Here is an 18,168-nt window from a genome sequence, read left to right on the forward strand (position 1 = left end):
CGTAAACGCGAGCCGCGCGGCGTACGAGGAGGACGGTGTGCGCAAGAACGGCATGCGTAAGAGCGCGGCGCTGGTGACGGCCGTGGGGATCGCCGTAGGGGCGGTCGTGCAAGGCGCTACGGCCGCGGAGGCCGCAAGGCAGCCCGCCAAGGCCGCGGACTTCAACGGGGACGGCAGGGCCGACATCGTCGCGGGCCGTCCCGACCTGACAGTGAAGGGCCGTAAGAAGGCGGGCGGAATCCTCGTCCTGGACGGCGCGCGCCGGCCCGGCGAAGGGTGGCGGACCCTCACCCGGGACACGCCGGGCGTCCCCGACCGGTCGCGGTCGCGTGAGCGGTTCGGCGTGGAACTCGTCAGCGGGGACTTCGACCGCGACGGGTTCGCCGACCTCGCCGTGGGCACGTCGGGCAAGGTCGTCGTCCTGTACGGCTCCAAGAAGGGCCTCACAGGCAAGCGGTCCAAGGAGATCGCCCCAGGCTTCCCCGCACAGCAGCAGGGCCCCGGAAGCGCGCAAGGCACGTCGGACTCTTTGCGGTTCGGCACGGTGATGTCGTCGGGCGACTACAACGGCGACGGCTACGCCGACCTCGCTGTCCGGAGCGACCGGGGTAAGGCGGGCGTCCTCGTCCTTAGGGGTGGCGCGAAGGGCCTGACGACCAAGCGCGCGGTACGGCTCACAGACGGCCGCAAAGGGTTCGGCACGTTCCTCGCCTCCGCCGACGTGACCGGTGACGGCCGCGCCGACCTCGTCGCGTCACAGCCGCCCGCTGAGGGCTCGGGAGCGCAGCGCTTCACGCTGCTGCCCGGCTCGTCGAGCGGCCCGCGCACCGCGACCGCGACGCGCTGGACGACGCCCGCCGACCGCCCCCTGCGCTTCGCCCTGGGCGACCTCGACGGCGACGGCCGCGCCGACCTCGTCCGCACCGAGGCCCCGGACGCCGACGGCCCCACGGGCTTCGCCACCCAGCTGTCCACCGGCAAGTCCTTCGCCGCGCCCAGGGTCACCGAGACGGGCGGCGACGCCCCGGCCTCAGGGGTCTTCGCGGTAGGCGACCTCACCGGAGACGGCCGTGGTGACGTCCTCGCGGGCCTGTGGGCTTTCGCGTCGTACGTCGCGCTGTACCCCGGCACCGCGCAGGGCGTCGGCCCTCGGCTGCGCGTCTACGGCGGCGAGTCCGAAGCCGTTGCCTACGCCGCGCACGCGTCGCTCGTGAACGTCGCAGGGGACTCCCGCGCCGACGCCCTGTTCACCTCGCGCGACGGCTACGGCGGCGCACGCCTCCACCTCCATACGGCGGGGACATCAAGCGTCCGTGTGCTCCGCTCGGCTTCCGGAACCTCCGACGGTTTCACCCTCCTCAGCCACTGATGTGAAGAACGTCCCTGCTGGGCCGCGTGAGTCGGATGTTCTCGCATTAGTCCAGATGTGATCGTGGCCACATTGTGCCGTCCTGGGGGTAGTGACGCGGCTCACTCCACGAGATAGAACGTGTTCTAGCTCGAAAGGAGTGAGGTGCATCACATGAGTGATGAAGGCATGTACAGAGCGCGAAGGCTCCAGGTTTCCCGGCGTGGATTCATTGCTGGAACCGGTTCTATGTTGGGAGCCGCGACGCTGCTCGGAAAGGCGGTTCCGGCCGCCGCCGCGCCGTTGCCCGCGCCCATCGCGCCGGGCTCGCACGTCCCGGTCCTCGTCATCGGCACCGGATACGGCGGCGCGGTCACCGCGCTGCGGCTCGCGCAGGCGGGCATCGACGTCCACATGCTGGAGATGGGCCAGGCGTGGGACACCCCCGGGTCCGACGGCAAGATCTTCGCCAACACCCGCAGCCCCGACGTGCGGTCCTACTGGCTCCGCACCCGCACCAAGCAGCCGCTCAGCAACTTCCTCGGCTTCCCCATCGACAAGGACGTCCCGAAGCACGCGGGCATCCTCGACGCCGAGGACTTCGCGGGCATCACCGTCTACCAGGGCCGCGGCGTCGGCGGCGGCTCGCTCGTCAACGGCGGCATGGCCGTCACCCCGCCGCAGGCCAACTTCTCCGGCATCCTCCCGTCGGTCAACGCCGCCGAGATGTACAACCTGTACTACCCGCGCGCCCGCGCCGGGCTCGGCGTGACCGACATCGACCAGTCGTGGTGGGAGAACGCCGCGGCGTACAAGTACGCGCGGGTGGGCCGCAAGCACGCCGAGCGGTCCAACTTCCCGCACGTGTTCGTCTCGAACGTCTACGACTGGGACTACATGAAGGCCGAAGCGGCCGGAACCGTCCCCAAGTCGGCGCTGAACGCCGAGGTCATCTACGGCAACAACGCCGGCAAGAAGAGCCTCCAGCAGACCTACATCGCCCAGGCCAAGGCGACGAACCGGGTCGCGATCTCCACCCTGCACCGGGTCACCTCGGTGACGCCGCGCGCGGCGGGCGGCTACAACGTCTCCATCGAGGTGCTCAACACCGCAGGTGACGTCACGGCCACCAAGACGGTGAGCGCGGACCGCGTCTTCTTCGCCGCGGGCAGCGTCGGCACCAGCAAGCTGCTGGTGAAGCTGAAGGCGACCGGGGCCCTGCCGAACCTCAACAACGAGATCGGCAAGGGCTGGGGCGACAACGGCAACGTCATGTGCGGCCGGGCGAACCACATGTGGGACGCGACCGGCACCGTCCAGTCGTCCATCCCGACGACCGGCATCGACAACTGGAACGCCGGCGGGGCGTTCGCCGAGGTCGCCCCGCTGCCGACCGGTATCGAGACGTACGCGTCGTTCTACCTGTCGATCACCAACACCCCGCACCGTGCGGAGTTCTCCTGGAACGCCGCCGCCAACAAGGTCGACCTCAGCTGGCAGACCTCCTGGAAGCAGACGTCGATCAACATGGCGAAGACCATCTTCGACAAGATCAACAAGAAGGAGGGGACGATCTACCGGACCGACCTCTTCGGCGTCTACAAGATCTGGCACGACGGCCTCACCTACCACCCCCTCGGTGGAGCCGTCCTCAACAAGGCGACCGACAACTACGGCCGCCTGCACGGCTACAGCGGCCTGTACGTCATGGACGGCGCGCTGATCCCCGGCAACACCAGCGTCAACCCGTTCGTGACGATCACCGCGCTCGCCGAGCGCAACATCGACAACATCCTCGCCAACGAGCTGGCGTGATGACCGTCTGATCCCGCGAAGCCGGCCGCGGGCGCGTGCGGCCGGTATCCCGTCGGGGTCATCGAAGGGCTTCTCGACCCGCCTCATCAGGTGAAGGTTTTATTGAACCGTTACCGGGAAGAGCTTGTTCCATGAACTTCCGACGCGAAGGGAAAGGAACGATGAAAGAGGCAGAGCCCGATCACCGCGTTCCCCATCCCGAAACCGACACCCCCGCACAGCCCGCCCCCGGCACCCCTCCCGCCGACCGCCGCGTCGCCGGAACCCCGGCGGCAGCCCGCCCGGAGAGCCCCTACGAGCCCCGAGCCGAGGCAGCCCCCCAACAGCCCTACGCCCCCGCCCGCCCCGCCGAGCCCCGCTACGACGAGGCGCGCCCCGGCGAGGCCCACTATGACGGGGCCCGTCCCCAGCAGCCTTACGAGGCCGGAGCCCGCCCCGGCGAGGCCCGCTACGACGACGTGGCCCGCCCCGGCGAAGACCGCCGCTACGAGGCGGCCCGCCCGAACGACCCACGCCCCCGCGACGACGACGCCCGCTACGACGAGGCGCGCCCCGGCGAGGCCCGCTATGACGGTCGGTCCCGGTTCGCGGATGAGCCGCGCTACGAGGGCGACTCGCGCCACGACGGCGTGATCGGGGAGCGTTCCGGGCGGTATGAGGCCGTTCGGCCGGAGTTCGACGGCGCGGAGCGCGGACGGCACGAGGCCGCCGCGGCGCGCGTCGAGCAGGCCGGGGACACCCTGCAGCAGAGCGTGGGCCGTCTGTTCCAGCAGGCGAGCGAGGAGATGGCGCGCATGGTCCGCGCCGAGGTGCGCGGCGCCGCCGCCGAGGTGAAGGAGGCCGAGGCCAGGGCCCGCGAGGCCGAGCGCCCCGCGCCCGGCACCGGCCCGACCGCCGCGGCCACCACCGCGGCGCTGGGCGCGGCGGCCATCGTCGTCGCGGTGATCGCGCTGCTCGCGGTCGTCGTCCCGCTGTGGGCCGCCGCCCTGGGCGTCGGCGTGGTGCTCGTCGCCGTCGCCGCGGCGCTGGGCCGCGGCAACAAGGGGGATACCCCGCGCGGCAAGAGCCCCACCCAGAAGGCCGAGGAGTCGCGCCAGATCGAGGCGGCGCGCCACGACCGGCAGTCCGCGCCGACGCGAGAGGACATCCCCGCCCCGCGCTACGCGCACCGCTGACCGCAGCTTCCGCCGAGGCCACCGGAACTCCCGGCCGGCCCGGCGGTGCCAGACCCCTGGGGATGGGGGTTTCCGGCCCGGTCGCCTTCGGGCGGCCGGGCCGGAACGCTGCAGTGCGCCTCAGGAAGGCCGGGGCAGCATGCACATGGCGTCGAGCCCGAGCACGTGGTTGAGCCGCCCGAAGGCGAGCCACGAGCCGATGCTCATGCTCAGCTCCACCACCTCGACCTGCGTGTAGTGGGCCGACATGCGGTCCCAGAACTCGCCGTCCAGGCCGTGGTGGTCGGTGCAGTACCGCTCGGCGTACTCGGCGGCGAGCCTCGTGCGCTCGTCGAACTCGTCGGTGGTGCGCCAGTTCTGCACGGCGTCGAGGAACGAGTCCTCGACCTTCTCCCCGTCGCGTTCGGTGCGCCAGTCAAGGCAGAACACGCACCCGTTGATCTGCGCGACGCGCAGCCTGGCCGCCTCGAACTCGCGCAGGCCGAGGGTCGTGTGCTCATACACCGAGAGGGAGAAGGCCGACGCCGCGGGCCCGATGCCCGGGACGAGCTCACCCCACACGTAGAGGATGGGGTCCTTTCCCTGCGGAATGTCGATGTTCACTCCGGCTTCCTTCCGAGCCTGCCCACCGCGGGCCGCAGCGGGACGTCAAGGGCGTCGTAGAGTCCCGGCTCGTTCGCGACGAGCCAGTCGATCGCGTTCACCAGGCGGCCGACGGCCGTGGCGTTGCCGCCCGCCGACCGGTTGCCGCCCTCGTCGACGGCCTCGACGCTGACCTCGATGTGCGGGCGGCCCTCGATGATGACGCGGTGCGCCCCGTCGCCGGTCGGCGGCGTGGGCCAGTCCGGCGCGCACGACGGGTGGATGCGGGTCACGTGCTCGATGACGATCCTCGGCTCGCCGTCGACGATGCCCTGCACCTCGAAGCGGACCGCGCCCTGCGTGCCAGCCTCGAAGTCGCCCATCAGCTTGGTCGTGACGGTCTGGTCCAGCGCGCGGCGGTCGAGCGTCTCTACGACCTCGTCCAACTCGACGCCCAGCGCGCGGGCGATGAGCCGTACCTGGCCGCCCCAGACCATCGTGGGGACGGTGGGCGCGAGCATGGGCGGCTCGTAGTCGAGCGGCTGGCCCATGCCGACCAGGTAGCGGACCGAGTCCTCCTGGTCGTAGGTGGTGTAGTCGAAGATCTCCTGGCACCTGACGACGTCGACGACCGAGCCGAGCCCGGTCATCAGGATCGGCAGGACGTCGTTGCCCCAGCCGGGGTCGACGCCGGAGACGAAGAGCGACCCGCCGCCTTGCGCGACCGCGGCGAGCACCTGCTCGCGCATCTCGGCGGGGGCGTTGCGCTGGTCGTACAGCGCGTACAGAGACGGGGTGACGACCACCGCGCCGGCCGCGATCGCGCGGCAGATGTCGGCGAGCGCGTCGTCGGGGCGGATGTCCCCGGACGCGGCGTACACGACGGCGCCGGGGCGCGCGGCGAGGACGGCGTCCACGTCGGAGGTCGCGGCGACGCCGAGTTCGCGTTCGAGCCCGCACAGCTCGCCCGCGTCGCGGCCGACCTTATCGGCGCTGTGCACGATCACCGCGCTCAGCTCCAGTTCCGGATTGGCCTCGATGGCCCTGATCGCGGCCCGGCCGACATTGCCGGTGCCCCAGACAATCGTGGAGATCATAGGCGCAGCCTAGCAAGCGTTTGGTTGTGTGAACAGAGTCACAAGCCAGCCGAATGCACCTCCACCAGGCCGGTGATTTCCCCGATGCGCCGCGTAGGGGCGGGTCCTCATCCTTGCGAGAGCCGTATCCCACCCCCCAAGGAGAGACCATGCGCCTGTCGCGTCTGCTGCTCGGTACGGCGGCCGTAGGCATCGCCGCCTCACTCGCCGCCCCTCCCGCGCAAGCCGCGCCCGCCGAGTACGTCGCTCTCGGCGACTCGTACTCGTCGGGCACCGGCGCGGGCTCCTACACCGACGTGCTGTGCACCCGTAGCGCCAACGCCTACCCGGCGAAGTACGCCGCCGCCCGTCCCGGCATAACCTTCCGGTTCGTCGCGTGCGGAGGGGCGACCATCCCGGACGTGGTCGCCAACCAGCTCTCCGCCCTGCGGACCACCACCACGCACGTCACCGTCAGCATCGGAGGCAACGACTCGGGCTTCGCCTCGACCATGCTGTCGTGCCAGTACGGCACCACGCTGTCGTGCCAGCGCGCGCTGAACGAGGGCACCGCGTTCGTGCAGAACCAGCTTCCCGGGAAGCTCGACTCCCTCTACGCGCAGATACGCGCCCGCGCGCCGCAGGCGAAGGTCGTCGTCGTGGGGTACCCGCGCCTGTACAAGCAGGGCGGCCTGTGCCTCGGCGGCCTCAGCGCCACCAAGCGCGACATGATCAACACCGCGGCCGACGGCCTCACCGCGGTCCTCGCCGCGCGCGCCGCGGCCGCGGGCTTCACCTTCGCCGACGCCCGCCCCGGCTTCGCCGGCCACGAGATCTGCACGACCTCCCCCTGGATCGACTCGGGCAACATCCACCCCACCGCGACCGGCCACGCCCAGGGCTACCTCCCCGCCGTCACCACGGCGCTGGGCGGCTGACCCACCCCGCCCCCGCCTGACGGGGCGGGGGCGGTTATTCGTCGGGGAGGGCCGCGGTGAGGGCGGTGGCGCGGGCCTGGGTGCGGGCGGCCTCGGGGGCGCCGGTGCGGGACTGGAGGTCGGCCAGGACGGTGAGGGCGGCGGCCAGGGCGGCGCGGTGGGCGGGCACGCTCGTGGCGATGGACTCGTGGAGGTCGGTGGCGCGGCGCTGGTGCGGAAGGGCCTCGGCGGGCAGGTCGGCGTCGGCGAGATAGCCCGCGAGCCTGCCGAGCGAGCGGGCGAGCGCCCTGCGGTGGTCGGCGGCGTCCGGGTCGAGCAGGGGCTCGAGCAGCTCAAGAGCTTCGGCCTGCGCCCGCGCGGCGGCCTCGGGCAGGCCGAGCCTGGCGCGCAGCACCGCGTCGGTCTCCAGCAGCGTGACGGCCGGGGCGGGCGAGGCGTCGGGGACCTCAAGGAGGTGGATCTCCCACAGCGCCCACGCGCGGGTGTGCAGCAGGTCGGCGGCCTCCAACGCGCCCTCCTCGAGCAGTTCGTCGGCCACCGCGTTCAGCCCGCACACCGCGCCGACGGCGTCCTCGTGCGCGCGCATCGCCTCGATCGTCGGCTCGACGTCGTCGCCGGCGAGGCAGCGTTCGCGCAGCAGCCGCATAAGCTCAGCGCTCGCCTCCGCGTCCTGTCCCGCCTCGACGAGCAGCGCCACCGCGCGCTCCCGCAAGGCGACGGCTTCGCCGGCGTCCCCCACCAGTGACGCAAGATGGCTCGCCACAAGCCCGGTCTGCGCGGCGAAGTAAGGGCCGCCCCGCAACAGGTGCAGCTCCTCGTACGCCTCCAGCGCCTCCCGCGTCACCTCGACGGCCTCGTCCCGCCTGCCCAGCGTCTCGTGGTGCAGCCCGAGTGCGCGCAGCGCCTGCGCGAGGTTGGGCAGGTCCCCGATCTCGCGGTGCAGGTCGACGTCGAACAGCGCGGCGGTGAACGCCTCCTCGGTGTGGCCGAGCTTGGCGAGGTAGATGCCGAGTGAGCGCCACGCGCCGGCGAGCAGCGGCCGGAACCTGTCGGGCTCGTCGCGCGCAAGCTCGCCGTACAGCGCGATCGCACGCCGCATCAGCCCTAGCGCGCGTTCAAGTCCGCCGATGCGCTCGTGGTAGCGGCTCGCGTCATGCAGCGCCACGGCGAGCGCGGTTGCCGCGCGCGGGAAGCCGGGGCGGTTGATCCGCTCAAGGAGGCTGACCGCCCTGTCCATCGCGGTGACGGCGTGCTCGAAGCTCTCCTCGGCTTCGCGGACCTGCCCCAGCAGGCACAGGGCGTCGGCCAGCAGGAGGCCGTAAGACAGGTCCTCCTCGTACAGCTCCTGGTACAGCGCGGAGGACTCCTGCGCCGAGAGCAGGGCAAGGTCGTGCAGGCCGAGCCGGTGCGCGCGCGACCCCCGGTGGTACAGGGCGGGGGCGCGGAGGTCGACGTGCCCTTCGAGGTCGGCGAGCACCTCGACGGCCTCGGCGGCGGCGCTGAACGCCTCGTCCGTCAGCTCCCTGCCCTCAAGGCGGTTGCCCAGGGTGATGAGGGCTTCGGCGAGCGGCCTTCCGGCCTTGGCCCGCGCGGCTTCCACGGCGTCCTGCGCGGCGTCGAGCCCGTCGTCTGCCTCGTCAAGGACGGACAGGTGGTCGCTCAGCAGGCACAGGACGTGGACGAGGCGCGCGTCGTCGCCGAGCTCGCGGAACAGCGCCGCCGCCTCCCGCGCCACCACGACGGCCTGTCCTACGTCTCCGGAGTCGCGCAGAAGGCCGGTCAACCGGAGCAGGGCGAAGGCGAGTTCCCGGTCCGGGCCCGTGGAGGGGCCGCACTCGCCCGCGTCGCGGTAGATGCGCACGAGGTCCTCGGCGGCCCGCAGCGCCTCGGCGTCCGCGCCGACCGCCGCGCACGCCGTCGCGAGGTCCTCGAGATAATCGGCGTACCAGGGGAGGATCTCCCCGTCTTCCGCATAGAGCGCGGCGAAACCGGCGCGGACCGACAGAAGCACCTCGGCTGCCTCTTCCGGACGGTCGAGCGCGGCGAGCCGCGCCGCCACCGTCTGCACGGCCGAGCAGCGCGTCATCCGCCAGTCGCCGTCGACGTCCTCGCGGGCGAGCGCCTGGACCTCGGTCAGCGCCTCGCGGGACGTGGCGAGCGCGCCCTCGAGGTCGTCGGACAGCGCCTGGAGCGTGCTGACGCGGGCGAGGGAAAGCGCGGCCGAGTAACGGTCGCCCACAAGCCTGAACTGCTCGACGCTCTGCCTGACGGCGTCGGCGGCTTCAAGGAACTCGTCGTCGCCGGCGAGCCCGTCGCCCCACAGCCGCAGGCTGCGCGCGTACTCCGGCCGCAGCCCTTCGCGTCCGGCCGCGACGATCGCCGCGAGCCCGCGCGCGACGCGCCTGCTGACGACGGCGGCGTCGGTGTGCCGGTCGGCCTCGGCGAGCAGGGCCATGTAGGCGGCCGCGTCGGCGAGCACGTCGGGCCAGCGCCGCTCGTCCTCGGCGGCCATCGACTCGAGCAGCCGGAACGCCCGCCCGCGCGCCGCGACCGCGGCCTCCAGATCGCCCGAGGCGGCGTAGGCGGCCGCGAGCTCGCGCAGCGCCCCGGCCAGCGGGTCGCCGGGCCCCAGGAGGCCGGTGAGGACGCGCCGCGCGGTGATCTCGCGCGGCCGGTCCCCGGCGCGGGCCAGCCCGGCGGCGAGGTCGCCGAGCCCGCGCACGAGCTCGGCGCGCAGGATCGCCGGGTCGTCGAAGGCCAGTTGCACCGTCGGGTCCGACGGCGGCGGCACCTCCTCGAGCAGCGCCGCGAGCACGGCGGTGGTCCGGGCGTCGAGCCCGCAGAGGACGGCGACGTCGAGGAGGGGATGAGCGGACAGGATGTGCTCCCGGAGGTGTGGGACCCCGGCGGCGTGCGCTCCGGGCGCGACGGCCCGCGCGGGCGGACGCTCCCGCGCCCCGGCCTGCCCCGGGCCACCGCGAAACTATCCGGATCGGCCGAACCCTTCAACCGGAGCGGACGGCGGTCAGGGCGCGCCGCGCGGGTCGGGCATGGGCTCGGGCATCGGGTCGGCGGGCGCGTCGCGGCGCGGCCGCCGGTCGGTCAGCGGCGCGAGGACGAGCGCGCACAGGTCGGCGAGGCCCGCCTCGTCCGGGTGGCCGGCGTCGAGCACGTCGACGGCGAGCAGGGCGAGTTCGTGCGGCGGGAAGTCGCGCCGCAGCGTCTCCCGGACGGCGTCGGCCCCGGCGACCTCGAGCAGCCGCAGGAAGCCGTCGATGAGCGTCAGCAGGTGCTCTTCCGGGGCGAGGCCGCGCGGGTCGAGCAGCCCGCGCCGCACCAGCGAGGTGAGCGCGGACGGCCCGAGCCAAGGGTCGTCGCGCAGGGACAGCAGGAGGGAGGGGCCGTCGGCCAGCGCGTCGACGAGCGTGTCGAGCAGCAGCAGGGCGCGCTCCCGGAACGGGCACGCGCGTACCGCCTCCAGGAGCGCGGACACGTCGTCGCCGTGCGCGGCGAGCCAGCCGCGGATCTCCGCGCGTGCCGCGTCGGCCGGATACCGCTCGGCGACCACGCCGAGCATCCCCGCCGGATCAGCCGCGACGAGCTCCCCGACGCGTCCGCACTCACGGCCCTGCGCGAGCAGTCTTTCGCGCACCTCAGCCGAGCCGAGGGCGGTCAAGGACACCGAGGGCGTATGGGCGACGTCTCTTGTCCCGCCCCTGCGGCCCCTGCCCTGCTCGGGAAGGAGCGGGCCCTGAAGTTCCAGGACGCCGAGGTCGTTGAGCGCGCGCAGGGTGAGCGCCAGATCCCGGTCGAGGGCCGCCCGCCACATGACGCGCTGGTCGTCCTCCACTTCGGCGAGGTCGTAGGGCGCGGTGCAGTACAGCCACACCTTGTCCTGAAGCCTGTGCCCCGGCACCGGCCCCGGCAGCCCGTACAGCGCGGCGAGCATCTCCGGGACGGCGTCGGCGAAGTCGCCGCGCAGCACCGAGCCCGCGCCGCAGAACTCCTCGCCGAGCGCGGTGAAGGCGGTGAAAGCCCGCCGCCACAGGGCGAGCGGGTCGGCGAGCACCGGCGCTGCCTTCGCCACCGCGGACAGCCTTCCGCCATGAACCCGGACGATCCGGGCTTTGCGCGCCCATGCCACGAGAAGCGGCAGATCGCCCGCGTCGCCGCTTCCGTTGCCGTTCTCCAGCAGCCGTACCAGCGCGCGGGCCTCGACCGGAGGGATCTGCCCGCGCGAGGTGAGCGGACGGCCCTCCTGGCCCGCCCATGACGCGAGCGCCGTCATCCGGCGCACGACCGCCGACCGCTCGGCCGCCTCGCGCAGCTCGTCCGGGCCCGGCAGGGCACGCGGGGGAGGCGCGACCGCGCGCCGCAGCGGGGCGGGGGCGCGCTCGGCGAGCCTGATGAGCAGGTCGCGGTCGTGCGGGATGCGCCCGGCCGCCACGCCCGACTTCAGCCGCTCGAGCCCGAGCCTGTCGACCAGGGCGATGCCGTGCCGCGCCGCGGTGAGCTTCCAGTACTTGGTGACGCTGTAGCGCTCCTGGTCGCGCACCGCCTCGCTGAACGCGGGGACCGCGCGGTCGATGGCCCGCTCGGCCTCGGCGAGGTCGCCCGCGCGCGGGTCGCGCAGGCCCACGGCGTCCAGGTACCGCAGGAAGGTGCGCAGCGCCTCGGGCACGCACGCCAGGTCGTCGGGCTCGGCCGCGACGCGCTCGGGCACCCACTCGATCAGGAAGCCGCGCACCTCGGCGGGCCGCCAGAACCCGAGCCGCCCGTCGTGGCATTCGTGCCGGTACTGCAGTGCCGCGTCGATGACGTCCGGTACAAGGCTGACGCCCTGTTCTTCCGCCCATGTCCGACAGCGCCGGACGAGCAGTTCGCGGACGGCACGGTATTCCTCACCCTCTTCGGTGCCGAAACAAGTGCGCATCCCACGAAGCTACAGAGCCGTTTCCGCGTCGTAATGCAACTTTCACGAACTGCGACCGATGATCGCCCCGACCGGGCGGTGAAATGTCGCACATGCCATGACCTGGCAACCCCTAGGCGAATCGGCACGTTCGGCCCGCCGCCGCGCGGGACTGGGTAGGCACCTACCTGACCAAGTGTGGGAAACAGGAGCGTTCCCTGACGGGTGGGGGTCGAGAGGATGGAAGACGCACACGGGGTGCATACCGCGCATGGCGGGAGTAAGGGGTATGACAAGCACGCCGGGCATGATCCAGAACAGTTCCGGCGCAGGTTCTGGGTGAGCGTCGTGCTCGCCGTGCCGTTGGTGCTGGCGAGCGAACTCGCGCAGGAGAGGTTCGGATACCGGATCGACTTCCCCGGGTCCTCCCTCATCGGACCCCTGTTCGGCACAGCGGTCTTCCTATACGGCGGCCGGCCCTTCCTCGCCGGAGCCGTCGCGGAGATACGCGGACGTGCTCCGGGCATGATGCTGCTGATCTCCCTGGCCATCGTGGTCGCCTACGCGGCTTCGCTCGCGAGCCTCGTCGGCTGGTTCGCGATGGACTTCTGGTGGGAGCTCGGCACGCTGATCGCGGTGATGCTGCTCGGGCACTGGCAGGAGATGAAGGCGATCGGCCAGGCGCGCGGCGCGCTGTCGGCCCTCGCGGCGCTGCTGCCCGACGAGGCCGAGGTCGTCGGACCCGACGGGACCGTGCGGGCCGTGCCGTCGGGCGACGTCAGGGTGGGCGACACCGTGCTCGTGCGGCCCGGCGGACGCGTCCCGGCCGACGGCGAGGTCGCCGACGGGGCCGCCGCGATGGACGAGTCGATGATCACCGGCGAGTCGCGGCCCGTGCCGCGCGCGGCTGGCGACCGGGTCGTCGCGGGCACCGTCGCGACGGACTCGGCCCTGCGCGTCAGGGTCACCGCGACGGGCGCGGACACCGCACTGGCCGGGATCTCGCGGCTCGTGGCCCGCGCCCAGGAGTCGCGGGGCAGGGCCCAGGTGCTCGCCGACAGGTTCGCCGCCGCGCTCTTCTACGTCGCCCTGGGGACCGCCGTGGTGACGTTCGCGGCGTGGGCGGTGTTCGGGAACATGGCGGAGGCGGTGGAGCGGACCGTGACCGTCCTGGTCATCGCCTGCCCGCACGCGCTCGGCCTCGCGATCCCCCTCGTCGTCGCGCTCTCCACGGCGGTGGCGGCCAAGGCGGGCATCCTCGTCAAGGACAGGCTCGCCCTTGAGCGGATGCGTACGGTCGACACAGTCCTGTTCGACAAGACGGGCACCCTGACGAAGGGCGAGCACGTCGTCACAGGGGTCGTGACGGACGGGCTCGCCGAGGGACGGGCCCGCGACCTGGCGGCGGGGGTCGAGTCGGAAAGCGAACACCCCCTGGCCAAGGCCCTTGTGCGGGCCGCGCCGTCGCCCGCTTCCGCGACGGGCTTCCGCACCCTCCCCGGCGAGGGCGTCACGGCGGAGATAGACGGCACCGCCTACGCCGTCGGAGGACCCGGCCTGCTCAGACGGACCAAGGCGAGCCTCCCCGAGTCGCTGCAAGGAGCCGTCGAGGGGTGGTCGGACGAGGGCGCGGCGGTCCTGTACCTCGTGGAGGAGGGCCGGGAGCCGAGCGTCAAGGCCGCCTTCGCGTTGCGCGACGAGATCAGGCCGGAAGCACGCGAGGCGGTACGCGCGTTGCGTGCGGAGGGCGTCGGCCAGGTCGTCATGATCACCGGGGACGCGCGGCAGGTGGCCCGCACGGTCGCCGCCGACCTTGGCATCGACGAGGTCTTCGCCGAGGTCGTGCCCGCCGACAAGGACGGCAAGGTCGCCGAGCTCCAGGCGCGCGGCCTCACCGTCGCGATGGTCGGCGACGGCGTCAACGACGCGCCCGCGCTCGCCCGCGCGGACGTGGGCCTGGCGATCGGGGCGGGCACCGACGTGGCGATCGAGTCGGCGGGGGTCGTGCTCGCCTCGTCCGACCCGCGCGCGGTCCCCGGCGTGCTGCGCCTCTCCCGCGCCGCCTACCGCAAGATGGTCCAGAACCTGGCCTGGGCGGCGGGCTACAACATCGTCACCCTTCCGCTCGCGGCGGGCGTCCTGGCCTGGGCGGGGGTGTCGCTCGGCCCGGCGGTGGGCGCGCTGCTGATGTCCGCCTCGACCATCGTCGTCGCGCTGAACGCGCAGCTCCTGCGGCGGGTCGACCTGCGGCCCCGCTGACGGACGGGGGCGCACCGCGACGCGGCGCGCACCCCATGATCGAATGTCGGATAAGGACATTGAGTCGGAAAGGTCCCTCAGGAAAGCGCGATGGCCGACATAGACGAGCAGGGCGAGGAGCCGGACGTCAGGTTCACGTTCGCCAACGAGCGGACGTTCCTCGCCTGGAGCCGCACCGGGCTCGCGCTCGTCGTCGCGGGGCTCGCGATCGCCCAGCTCCTGCCGCCCTTTCCCGGCGTCCCTTGGGGGCGGCATCTGCTCGCGGTGCCGATGATCGTGCTCGGCGGTTCGGTGTCGGTCGCCGGATACCTGGAGTGGGGCCGCAACCAGCGCGCGCTGAGAAGCGGTGAGCCTTTGCCGCCCTCGGCGCTGCCGAAGCTGCTCGCGGGCACGATCACCGCCGTCGCGTTCCTCGCGGCCGTCGTCGTCGCGGTCTCGGCGATCCTGGACGGCTGATGGCCGCCGGGGAGCGCGATCCCGGCCTCGCCGGGGAGCGCACCGAGCTGGCCTGGCTGCGCAGCGCGATCGCGCTCGCGGCGCTCGGCGCGGCCACCGTGCGCGCCGCGCCGCTGCCAGGACTGCTGATCCTGCTCGTCGCGGTGGGGGTCTGGTGGGTCAGCCGGTCGGCGCGCGGGCGGGGGCGGACGCCGGGCGATCCGCGCAGAATGCGCATGATCGCCTTCGCCGGGGCGGCGGTGGCGGTCGCGGCGCTGATGATCGTTCTGTAGGCGGACTGCCATTCCCGTGCCGACTGGCTAGACTGCCCGGCGTGTTGCGCCTGGGGTGTATTGCCGGTTTCGTCCTTTTGCTCGGGTTGAGCGGGGGACCGGCCACGGCCGCGCCCCCCGACCCGCCGAGCCGCGCCGACCTCGTCGCCGAGGCGCTCGCCGAGGACCCGGTCCAGATCACCGACCACGAGGCGCGCGTCCTCGACCCCGCCGCCGCCCGCGCGGCCGTCAAGGCGGCCCTCGACCCGCTCGGCGTGCCGTACTACGTCGTCGTGACGCCGAGGCACATCTTCCTCAAGGAGTTCACCAGGCCCGAGCAGTTCATCCCGATCCTGCACGACAGGCTCCAGAAGGACGGGCTCTACGTCGTCACCGACACCACGGGCAACGGCTTCGCGCGCGTGTACGGCGCTTCGCTGCCCGCCCAGGACGCCTGGCGGGCCACCCGCAAGGAGATGGCCTACGACGCGGGCGTGGTCGAGCACTTCACCCGGTTCGGCGAGATCCTCGCGGACCCGGACCCCAGCGCCCGCATCGCCGCCGCGACGGACGCGCCGGGATACGTCAGCCGCTCCGACAGCAGGGACAGGATCGAGATGACCGCGATGGGCCTGGGCACGCTCGTCGGGGCGGTCCTCGTCGGGATTCCCGTGGCGGTGAGCATGACCGGCAGCCGAAGGAAGGCCGCCTTGGGGGCCAAGACGGTACGGCGGCCGATCCCTCAGCGCGCGAACCCGTCGCGTAAGACGTCCCGCAAGGGCGGGAACAAGGGAGGCCGCAGGTGAACGCCGCGCCTTCGCGCACTTCGCTGCGCCCCGTCGTCGTCATCCCCCTTGTGCTGACGGCCTTGGCCGCCATTGTCCTGGCGTTCCTTCCGCCCACCCGGGCCTCCGCAGACGAGGACGTCCCCGCCTACGCCACCGAGCGCTGGGACAGGATCGCCGAAGGGCTGCGCAAGGACGCCCTGTTCGTTGACCCCGATCTCGCCGACGCGGTGACCGGCCCCATGCGCGTCGCCCTGCGCGAGCGGATGGACGCGGCGGGGGAGAGCCTCCAGACGACCGTGTACTTCATCGCCGTCCCCGTCTCCAGGGAGAGCGAGGTCAAGGGAGACGCCGGGCTTCTGCTCGACGGAGTCCGGGAAAGGCTCGGCGAGAACGGGCTCTACCTGCTGGCGGACGAGGACGGCCACCTGGCCGCCGAGGACTACGGGATACCCCGGGAGTTCCCGTACGAGATCGTCCCCTGGAGGTTGAGGGACGAGGTGGACTACGAGGACCCCTTCGGCAACCTCGTCAGCCGGGTCGGGACCGTCCTGGACAAGGCGGTCACCGCGCCGCCCGGGGAGCCGTCGAGGCCCGACGCGTCGGCCTCGGTCCCGTCGTTCGTCGAGGAGGCGGACGACCACGCGAGGCCCAAGGCGGCCATCTGGGGGCCGTTCTTCGCCGGGCTGCTCCTGTTCGGCCCGCTCCTCGTCCTGCTGTTCTGGGCCCTGTGGGGGGCGTTCCGGGTGATGCGCGCGGCGTCGCGCTCGCCCCGGCAGAACGTGCGCAACCTCCACGCGACCGCCGCCAAGGAGCTGCGCGTGCTCTCCCAGGGCCTTGAGACTGCCGGAGACGGCCCCGGCACGGCCGCCGCGCTGCGCGCCTACGACGCCGCCCTCCTGCTCGTCGACGAGGCGCGGGGGGCCGCGGACAAGGCCGCGGCGGCGCTCGACCTCGTCGGCGTGATCGTGCTGTGCCGCCAGGGCGGGATCGCGCTCGCCGAGGACCTGGCGCGCGGCCCGTCCTTCTGCCAGGTCAACCCGCTGCACGGCATCGCCGTCCGGACCGTGAAGCGGACCGACCGGGGCCACCCGCAGGGCCGGGTCTGCCGCGACTGCGCGGGCCGGTCCAAGGCGCAGATCGCCTCGGTCGTCCTGCGCGTCCCGGACCGGCGCCCCTACTTCGAGGTCGAAGGCCGCTGGCGCGAGGGCTTCGACGGCCGTCCCGACCTCGCCGCACGAGTCCTGGAGTCGCTGGGTGTCCATTAGACAGGCGTTCACTCGACGGTCCGCCGAGCCGTCCCCCGGCGAGCGGGTGGCCGCCGCGCTGGCCCGCTCGCCCCTGTACGTCGATCCGGCCTACGACTCCGCGCTGCCCAAGGAGCGCCGCGCGGAGATCCTGGCGGCGATCGAGAAGGCCCCCATCCCGTTCTGGATCATCCTTGTGCCGCTGGTGGCGGGCGGCGCCTGGGGCGAGCCGGAGGACCTGCTCACGATCGTCCACGACAGGCTGAAGCGCGACGGCGTCTACCTCACGCCGCAGACGTACGGGAACGCGCTGTACGCCCGCCGCTTCGACGGAACCCGGGAGCAGAGAGACGACGCCTTCTACGGCGCACTTCTGGTCGGCCGCCTTGACGAGTACCGCGAGGCAGTACTCGCCGACCGCCTTCTGAAGACGATAGAAGTCATCTCCGCGGGCAACGGAAAAGCCGAGTACGAGAAGGTGACCGCTGACCGTTCCCCGAAGCCCAATGCGGTGGACAGGCTCACGAAGGACGCGACGGAAAGCCTCTCGCCCGTAAGCGTCACCGCACTGGGCGTGGGGGCCGCCGCCGTGGCGGGGCTCGCCCTGTGGCGGTGGAGGCGGACCCGTCTGCCCGGGTCGCATGAGGCGCATCCGCTCGTGCTGTCCAGGGCGACGCTCGCCGCGGCGCGCAACGCCGACGAGAAGGGGCTGCGCAAGCAGGCGGCGGCGTCGGTCGTCGCGTTGGGCGAACTCGTGGAAGCCGCCGAGGTGCCTTCCGACGACGCGCGCGCCCGCGAGCTCATCGCCCACGCCCTCGACGCCTACCAGGCCGCGGGCAAGGTGCTGGACGACGCCGTCGGCATGCCCGACCTCGCCGGCGTGCTCGTCCTTGTGGACTCCGGACGCGACGCCCTCGACGCGGCGGAAGCGCGCGCACGGGGCGGCAGGGAACTCCCGCCCAGCCCCCTGTGCTTCTTCAACCCCCTGCACGGCGACGCCACCGGGAAGGTGACGTGGCGGCGCATAGGCACCCGTGACGCCATCAAGGTCAGGGCGTGCCAAGCGTGCGCCAAGGCGGTCCGCGACCACCGCACCCCCGAGGCCCTGCTGGACACCTCGGGAGACAGGCCGGTGCCTTACTACGCCGCCGACTCGCTGTGGGCGCGCACCGGCTACGGCCAGTTCGGCGACGCCGGTACCGCCGAGGATTCCGGAGACGGCCTTGTGGCCCGCGTTCTGCGCGGAGACCACCGCGCCTGACCCGCTCCCGCCGTGATCTTGCCCTGGCCCGGTGCATAAAGACGGGCCGGGGCGGCTATGGAT

Annotated in this window: 14 protein-coding genes; 10 read left to right on the forward strand and 4 right to left on the reverse strand. The window is 72.8% G+C overall.

Going from position 1 to position 18,168, the window contains the following annotated elements; all coding sequences use genetic code 11:
• Positions 1 to 37 precede the first annotated feature (37 nt).
• The 3 genes from R9X44_RS02970 to R9X44_RS02980 all read left to right on the forward strand — a co-directional run bounded on the left by R9X44_RS02970 (position 38) and on the right by R9X44_RS02980 (position 4,338).
• Positions 38 to 1,369, forward strand: coding sequence for a VCBS repeat-containing protein (locus tag R9X44_RS02970; protein WP_319812368.1), 1,332 nt, complete (start codon positions 38 to 40; stop codon positions 1,367 to 1,369).
• A gap of 228 nt (positions 1,370 to 1,597) precedes the next feature.
• Positions 1,598 to 3,163: a GMC oxidoreductase gene (locus R9X44_RS02975; RefSeq protein ID WP_319812369.1), complete on the forward strand. Its 1,566-nt coding sequence runs from the start codon at positions 1,598 to 1,600 to the stop codon at positions 3,161 to 3,163.
• Positions 3,164 to 3,324: 161 nt separating this feature from the next.
• Positions 3,325 to 4,338, forward strand: coding sequence for a phage holin family protein (locus R9X44_RS02980; protein WP_319812370.1), 1,014 nt, complete (start codon positions 3,325 to 3,327; stop codon positions 4,336 to 4,338).
• A gap of 120 nt (positions 4,339 to 4,458) precedes the next feature.
• On the opposite strand, the gene R9X44_RS02985 is transcribed toward R9X44_RS02980, so the two are convergent.
• Positions 4,459 to 4,941, reverse strand: a complete 483-nt coding sequence (locus tag R9X44_RS02985; protein ID WP_319812371.1) for a carboxymuconolactone decarboxylase family protein — start codon at positions 4,939 to 4,941, stop codon at positions 4,459 to 4,461.
• Positions 4,938 to 6,017: a dihydrodipicolinate reductase gene (locus R9X44_RS02990; protein ID WP_319812372.1), complete on the reverse strand. Its 1,080-nt coding sequence runs from the start codon at positions 6,015 to 6,017 to the stop codon at positions 4,938 to 4,940. The genes R9X44_RS02985 and R9X44_RS02990 overlap by 4 nt, the downstream gene beginning before the upstream one ends.
• 149 nt (positions 6,018 to 6,166) lie before the next feature.
• Here R9X44_RS02990 and R9X44_RS02995 point away from each other — a divergent pair, with 149 nt between their 5' ends.
• The gene (locus R9X44_RS02995; protein WP_319812373.1) at positions 6,167 to 6,934 is read left to right on the forward strand and encodes an SGNH/GDSL hydrolase family protein; all 768 of its coding nucleotides are present in this window, start codon (positions 6,167 to 6,169) and stop codon (positions 6,932 to 6,934) included.
• Positions 6,935 to 6,968: 34 nt separating this feature from the next.
• On the opposite strand, the gene R9X44_RS03000 is transcribed toward R9X44_RS02995, so the two are convergent.
• Positions 6,969 to 9,749 carry a hypothetical protein gene (locus R9X44_RS03000; RefSeq protein ID WP_319812374.1) on the reverse strand — a complete coding sequence of 927 codons (2,781 nt, stop codon included), beginning with the start codon at positions 9,747 to 9,749 and terminating at the stop codon, positions 6,969 to 6,971.
• Between the two features lie 210 nt (positions 9,750 to 9,959).
• The gene (locus R9X44_RS03005; RefSeq protein WP_319812375.1) at positions 9,960 to 11,867 is read right to left on the reverse strand and encodes a hypothetical protein; all 1,908 of its coding nucleotides are present in this window, start codon (positions 11,865 to 11,867) and stop codon (positions 9,960 to 9,962) included.
• 219 nt (positions 11,868 to 12,086) lie between these two features.
• Between R9X44_RS03005 and R9X44_RS03010 the strand changes: the two genes are divergently transcribed.
• From R9X44_RS03010 to R9X44_RS03035, 6 genes are all read left to right on the forward strand, one after another.
• Positions 12,087 to 14,105 carry a heavy metal translocating P-type ATPase gene (locus tag R9X44_RS03010; protein WP_319812376.1) on the forward strand — a complete coding sequence of 673 codons (2,019 nt, stop codon included), beginning with the start codon at positions 12,087 to 12,089 and terminating at the stop codon, positions 14,103 to 14,105.
• A 90-nt stretch (positions 14,106 to 14,195) separates the two neighbouring features.
• On the forward strand, positions 14,196 to 14,561 hold the full coding sequence (locus tag R9X44_RS03015; protein WP_319812377.1) for a YidH family protein: 366 nt from the start codon (positions 14,196 to 14,198) through the stop codon (positions 14,559 to 14,561).
• Positions 14,561 to 14,833 (forward strand): DUF202 domain-containing protein, encoded by a 273-nt coding sequence (locus R9X44_RS03020; protein ID WP_319812378.1) that lies wholly within the window; start codon positions 14,561 to 14,563, stop codon positions 14,831 to 14,833. The genes R9X44_RS03015 and R9X44_RS03020 overlap by 1 nt, the downstream gene beginning before the upstream one ends.
• 41 nt (positions 14,834 to 14,874) lie before the next feature.
• Positions 14,875 to 15,618 carry a hypothetical protein gene (locus R9X44_RS03025; RefSeq protein WP_319812379.1) on the forward strand — a complete coding sequence of 248 codons (744 nt, stop codon included), beginning with the start codon at positions 14,875 to 14,877 and terminating at the stop codon, positions 15,616 to 15,618.
• Positions 15,615 to 16,865 (forward strand): hypothetical protein, encoded by a 1,251-nt coding sequence (locus R9X44_RS03030; RefSeq protein WP_319812380.1) that lies wholly within the window; start codon positions 15,615 to 15,617, stop codon positions 16,863 to 16,865. Before R9X44_RS03025 ends, R9X44_RS03030 begins: the two co-directional genes overlap by 4 nt.
• Positions 16,855 to 18,105 carry a hypothetical protein gene (locus R9X44_RS03035; protein WP_319812381.1) on the forward strand — a complete coding sequence of 417 codons (1,251 nt, stop codon included), beginning with the start codon at positions 16,855 to 16,857 and terminating at the stop codon, positions 18,103 to 18,105. Before R9X44_RS03030 ends, R9X44_RS03035 begins: the two co-directional genes overlap by 11 nt.
• Positions 18,106 to 18,168 lie beyond the last annotated feature (63 nt).

The organism is Actinocorallia sp. A-T 12471 (assembly GCF_033875155.1).
GTDB lineage: Bacteria > Actinomycetota > Actinomycetes > Streptosporangiales > Streptosporangiaceae > Actinocorallia.

What these genes read in the sequence shown, in the direction of transcription:
- R9X44_RS02975 (WP_319812369.1), top strand. Translation starts at nt 1,598, where the DNA reads ATGTTGGGAGCCGCGACGCTGCTCGGAAAGGCGGTTCCGGCCGCCGCC.
- R9X44_RS02980 (WP_319812370.1), top strand. Translation starts at nt 3,325, where the DNA reads ATGAAAGAGGCAGAGCCCGATCACCGCGTTCCCCATCCCGAAACCGAC.
- R9X44_RS02990 (WP_319812372.1), bottom strand. Translation starts at nt 6,017, where the DNA reads ATGATCTCCACGATTGTCTGGGGCACCGGCAATGTCGGCCGGGCCGCG.
- R9X44_RS02995 (WP_319812373.1), top strand. Translation starts at nt 6,167, where the DNA reads ATGCGCCTGTCGCGTCTGCTGCTCGGTACGGCGGCCGTAGGCATCGCC.
- R9X44_RS03005 (WP_319812375.1), bottom strand. Translation starts at nt 11,867, where the DNA reads ATGCGCACTTGTTTCGGCACCGAAGAGGGTGAGGAATACCGTGCCGTC.
- R9X44_RS03010 (WP_319812376.1), top strand. Translation starts at nt 12,087, where the DNA reads ATGGAAGACGCACACGGGGTGCATACCGCGCATGGCGGGAGTAAGGGG.
- R9X44_RS03015 (WP_319812377.1), top strand. Translation starts at nt 14,196, where the DNA reads ATGGCCGACATAGACGAGCAGGGCGAGGAGCCGGACGTCAGGTTCACG.
- R9X44_RS03020 (WP_319812378.1), top strand. Translation starts at nt 14,561, where the DNA reads ATGGCCGCCGGGGAGCGCGATCCCGGCCTCGCCGGGGAGCGCACCGAG.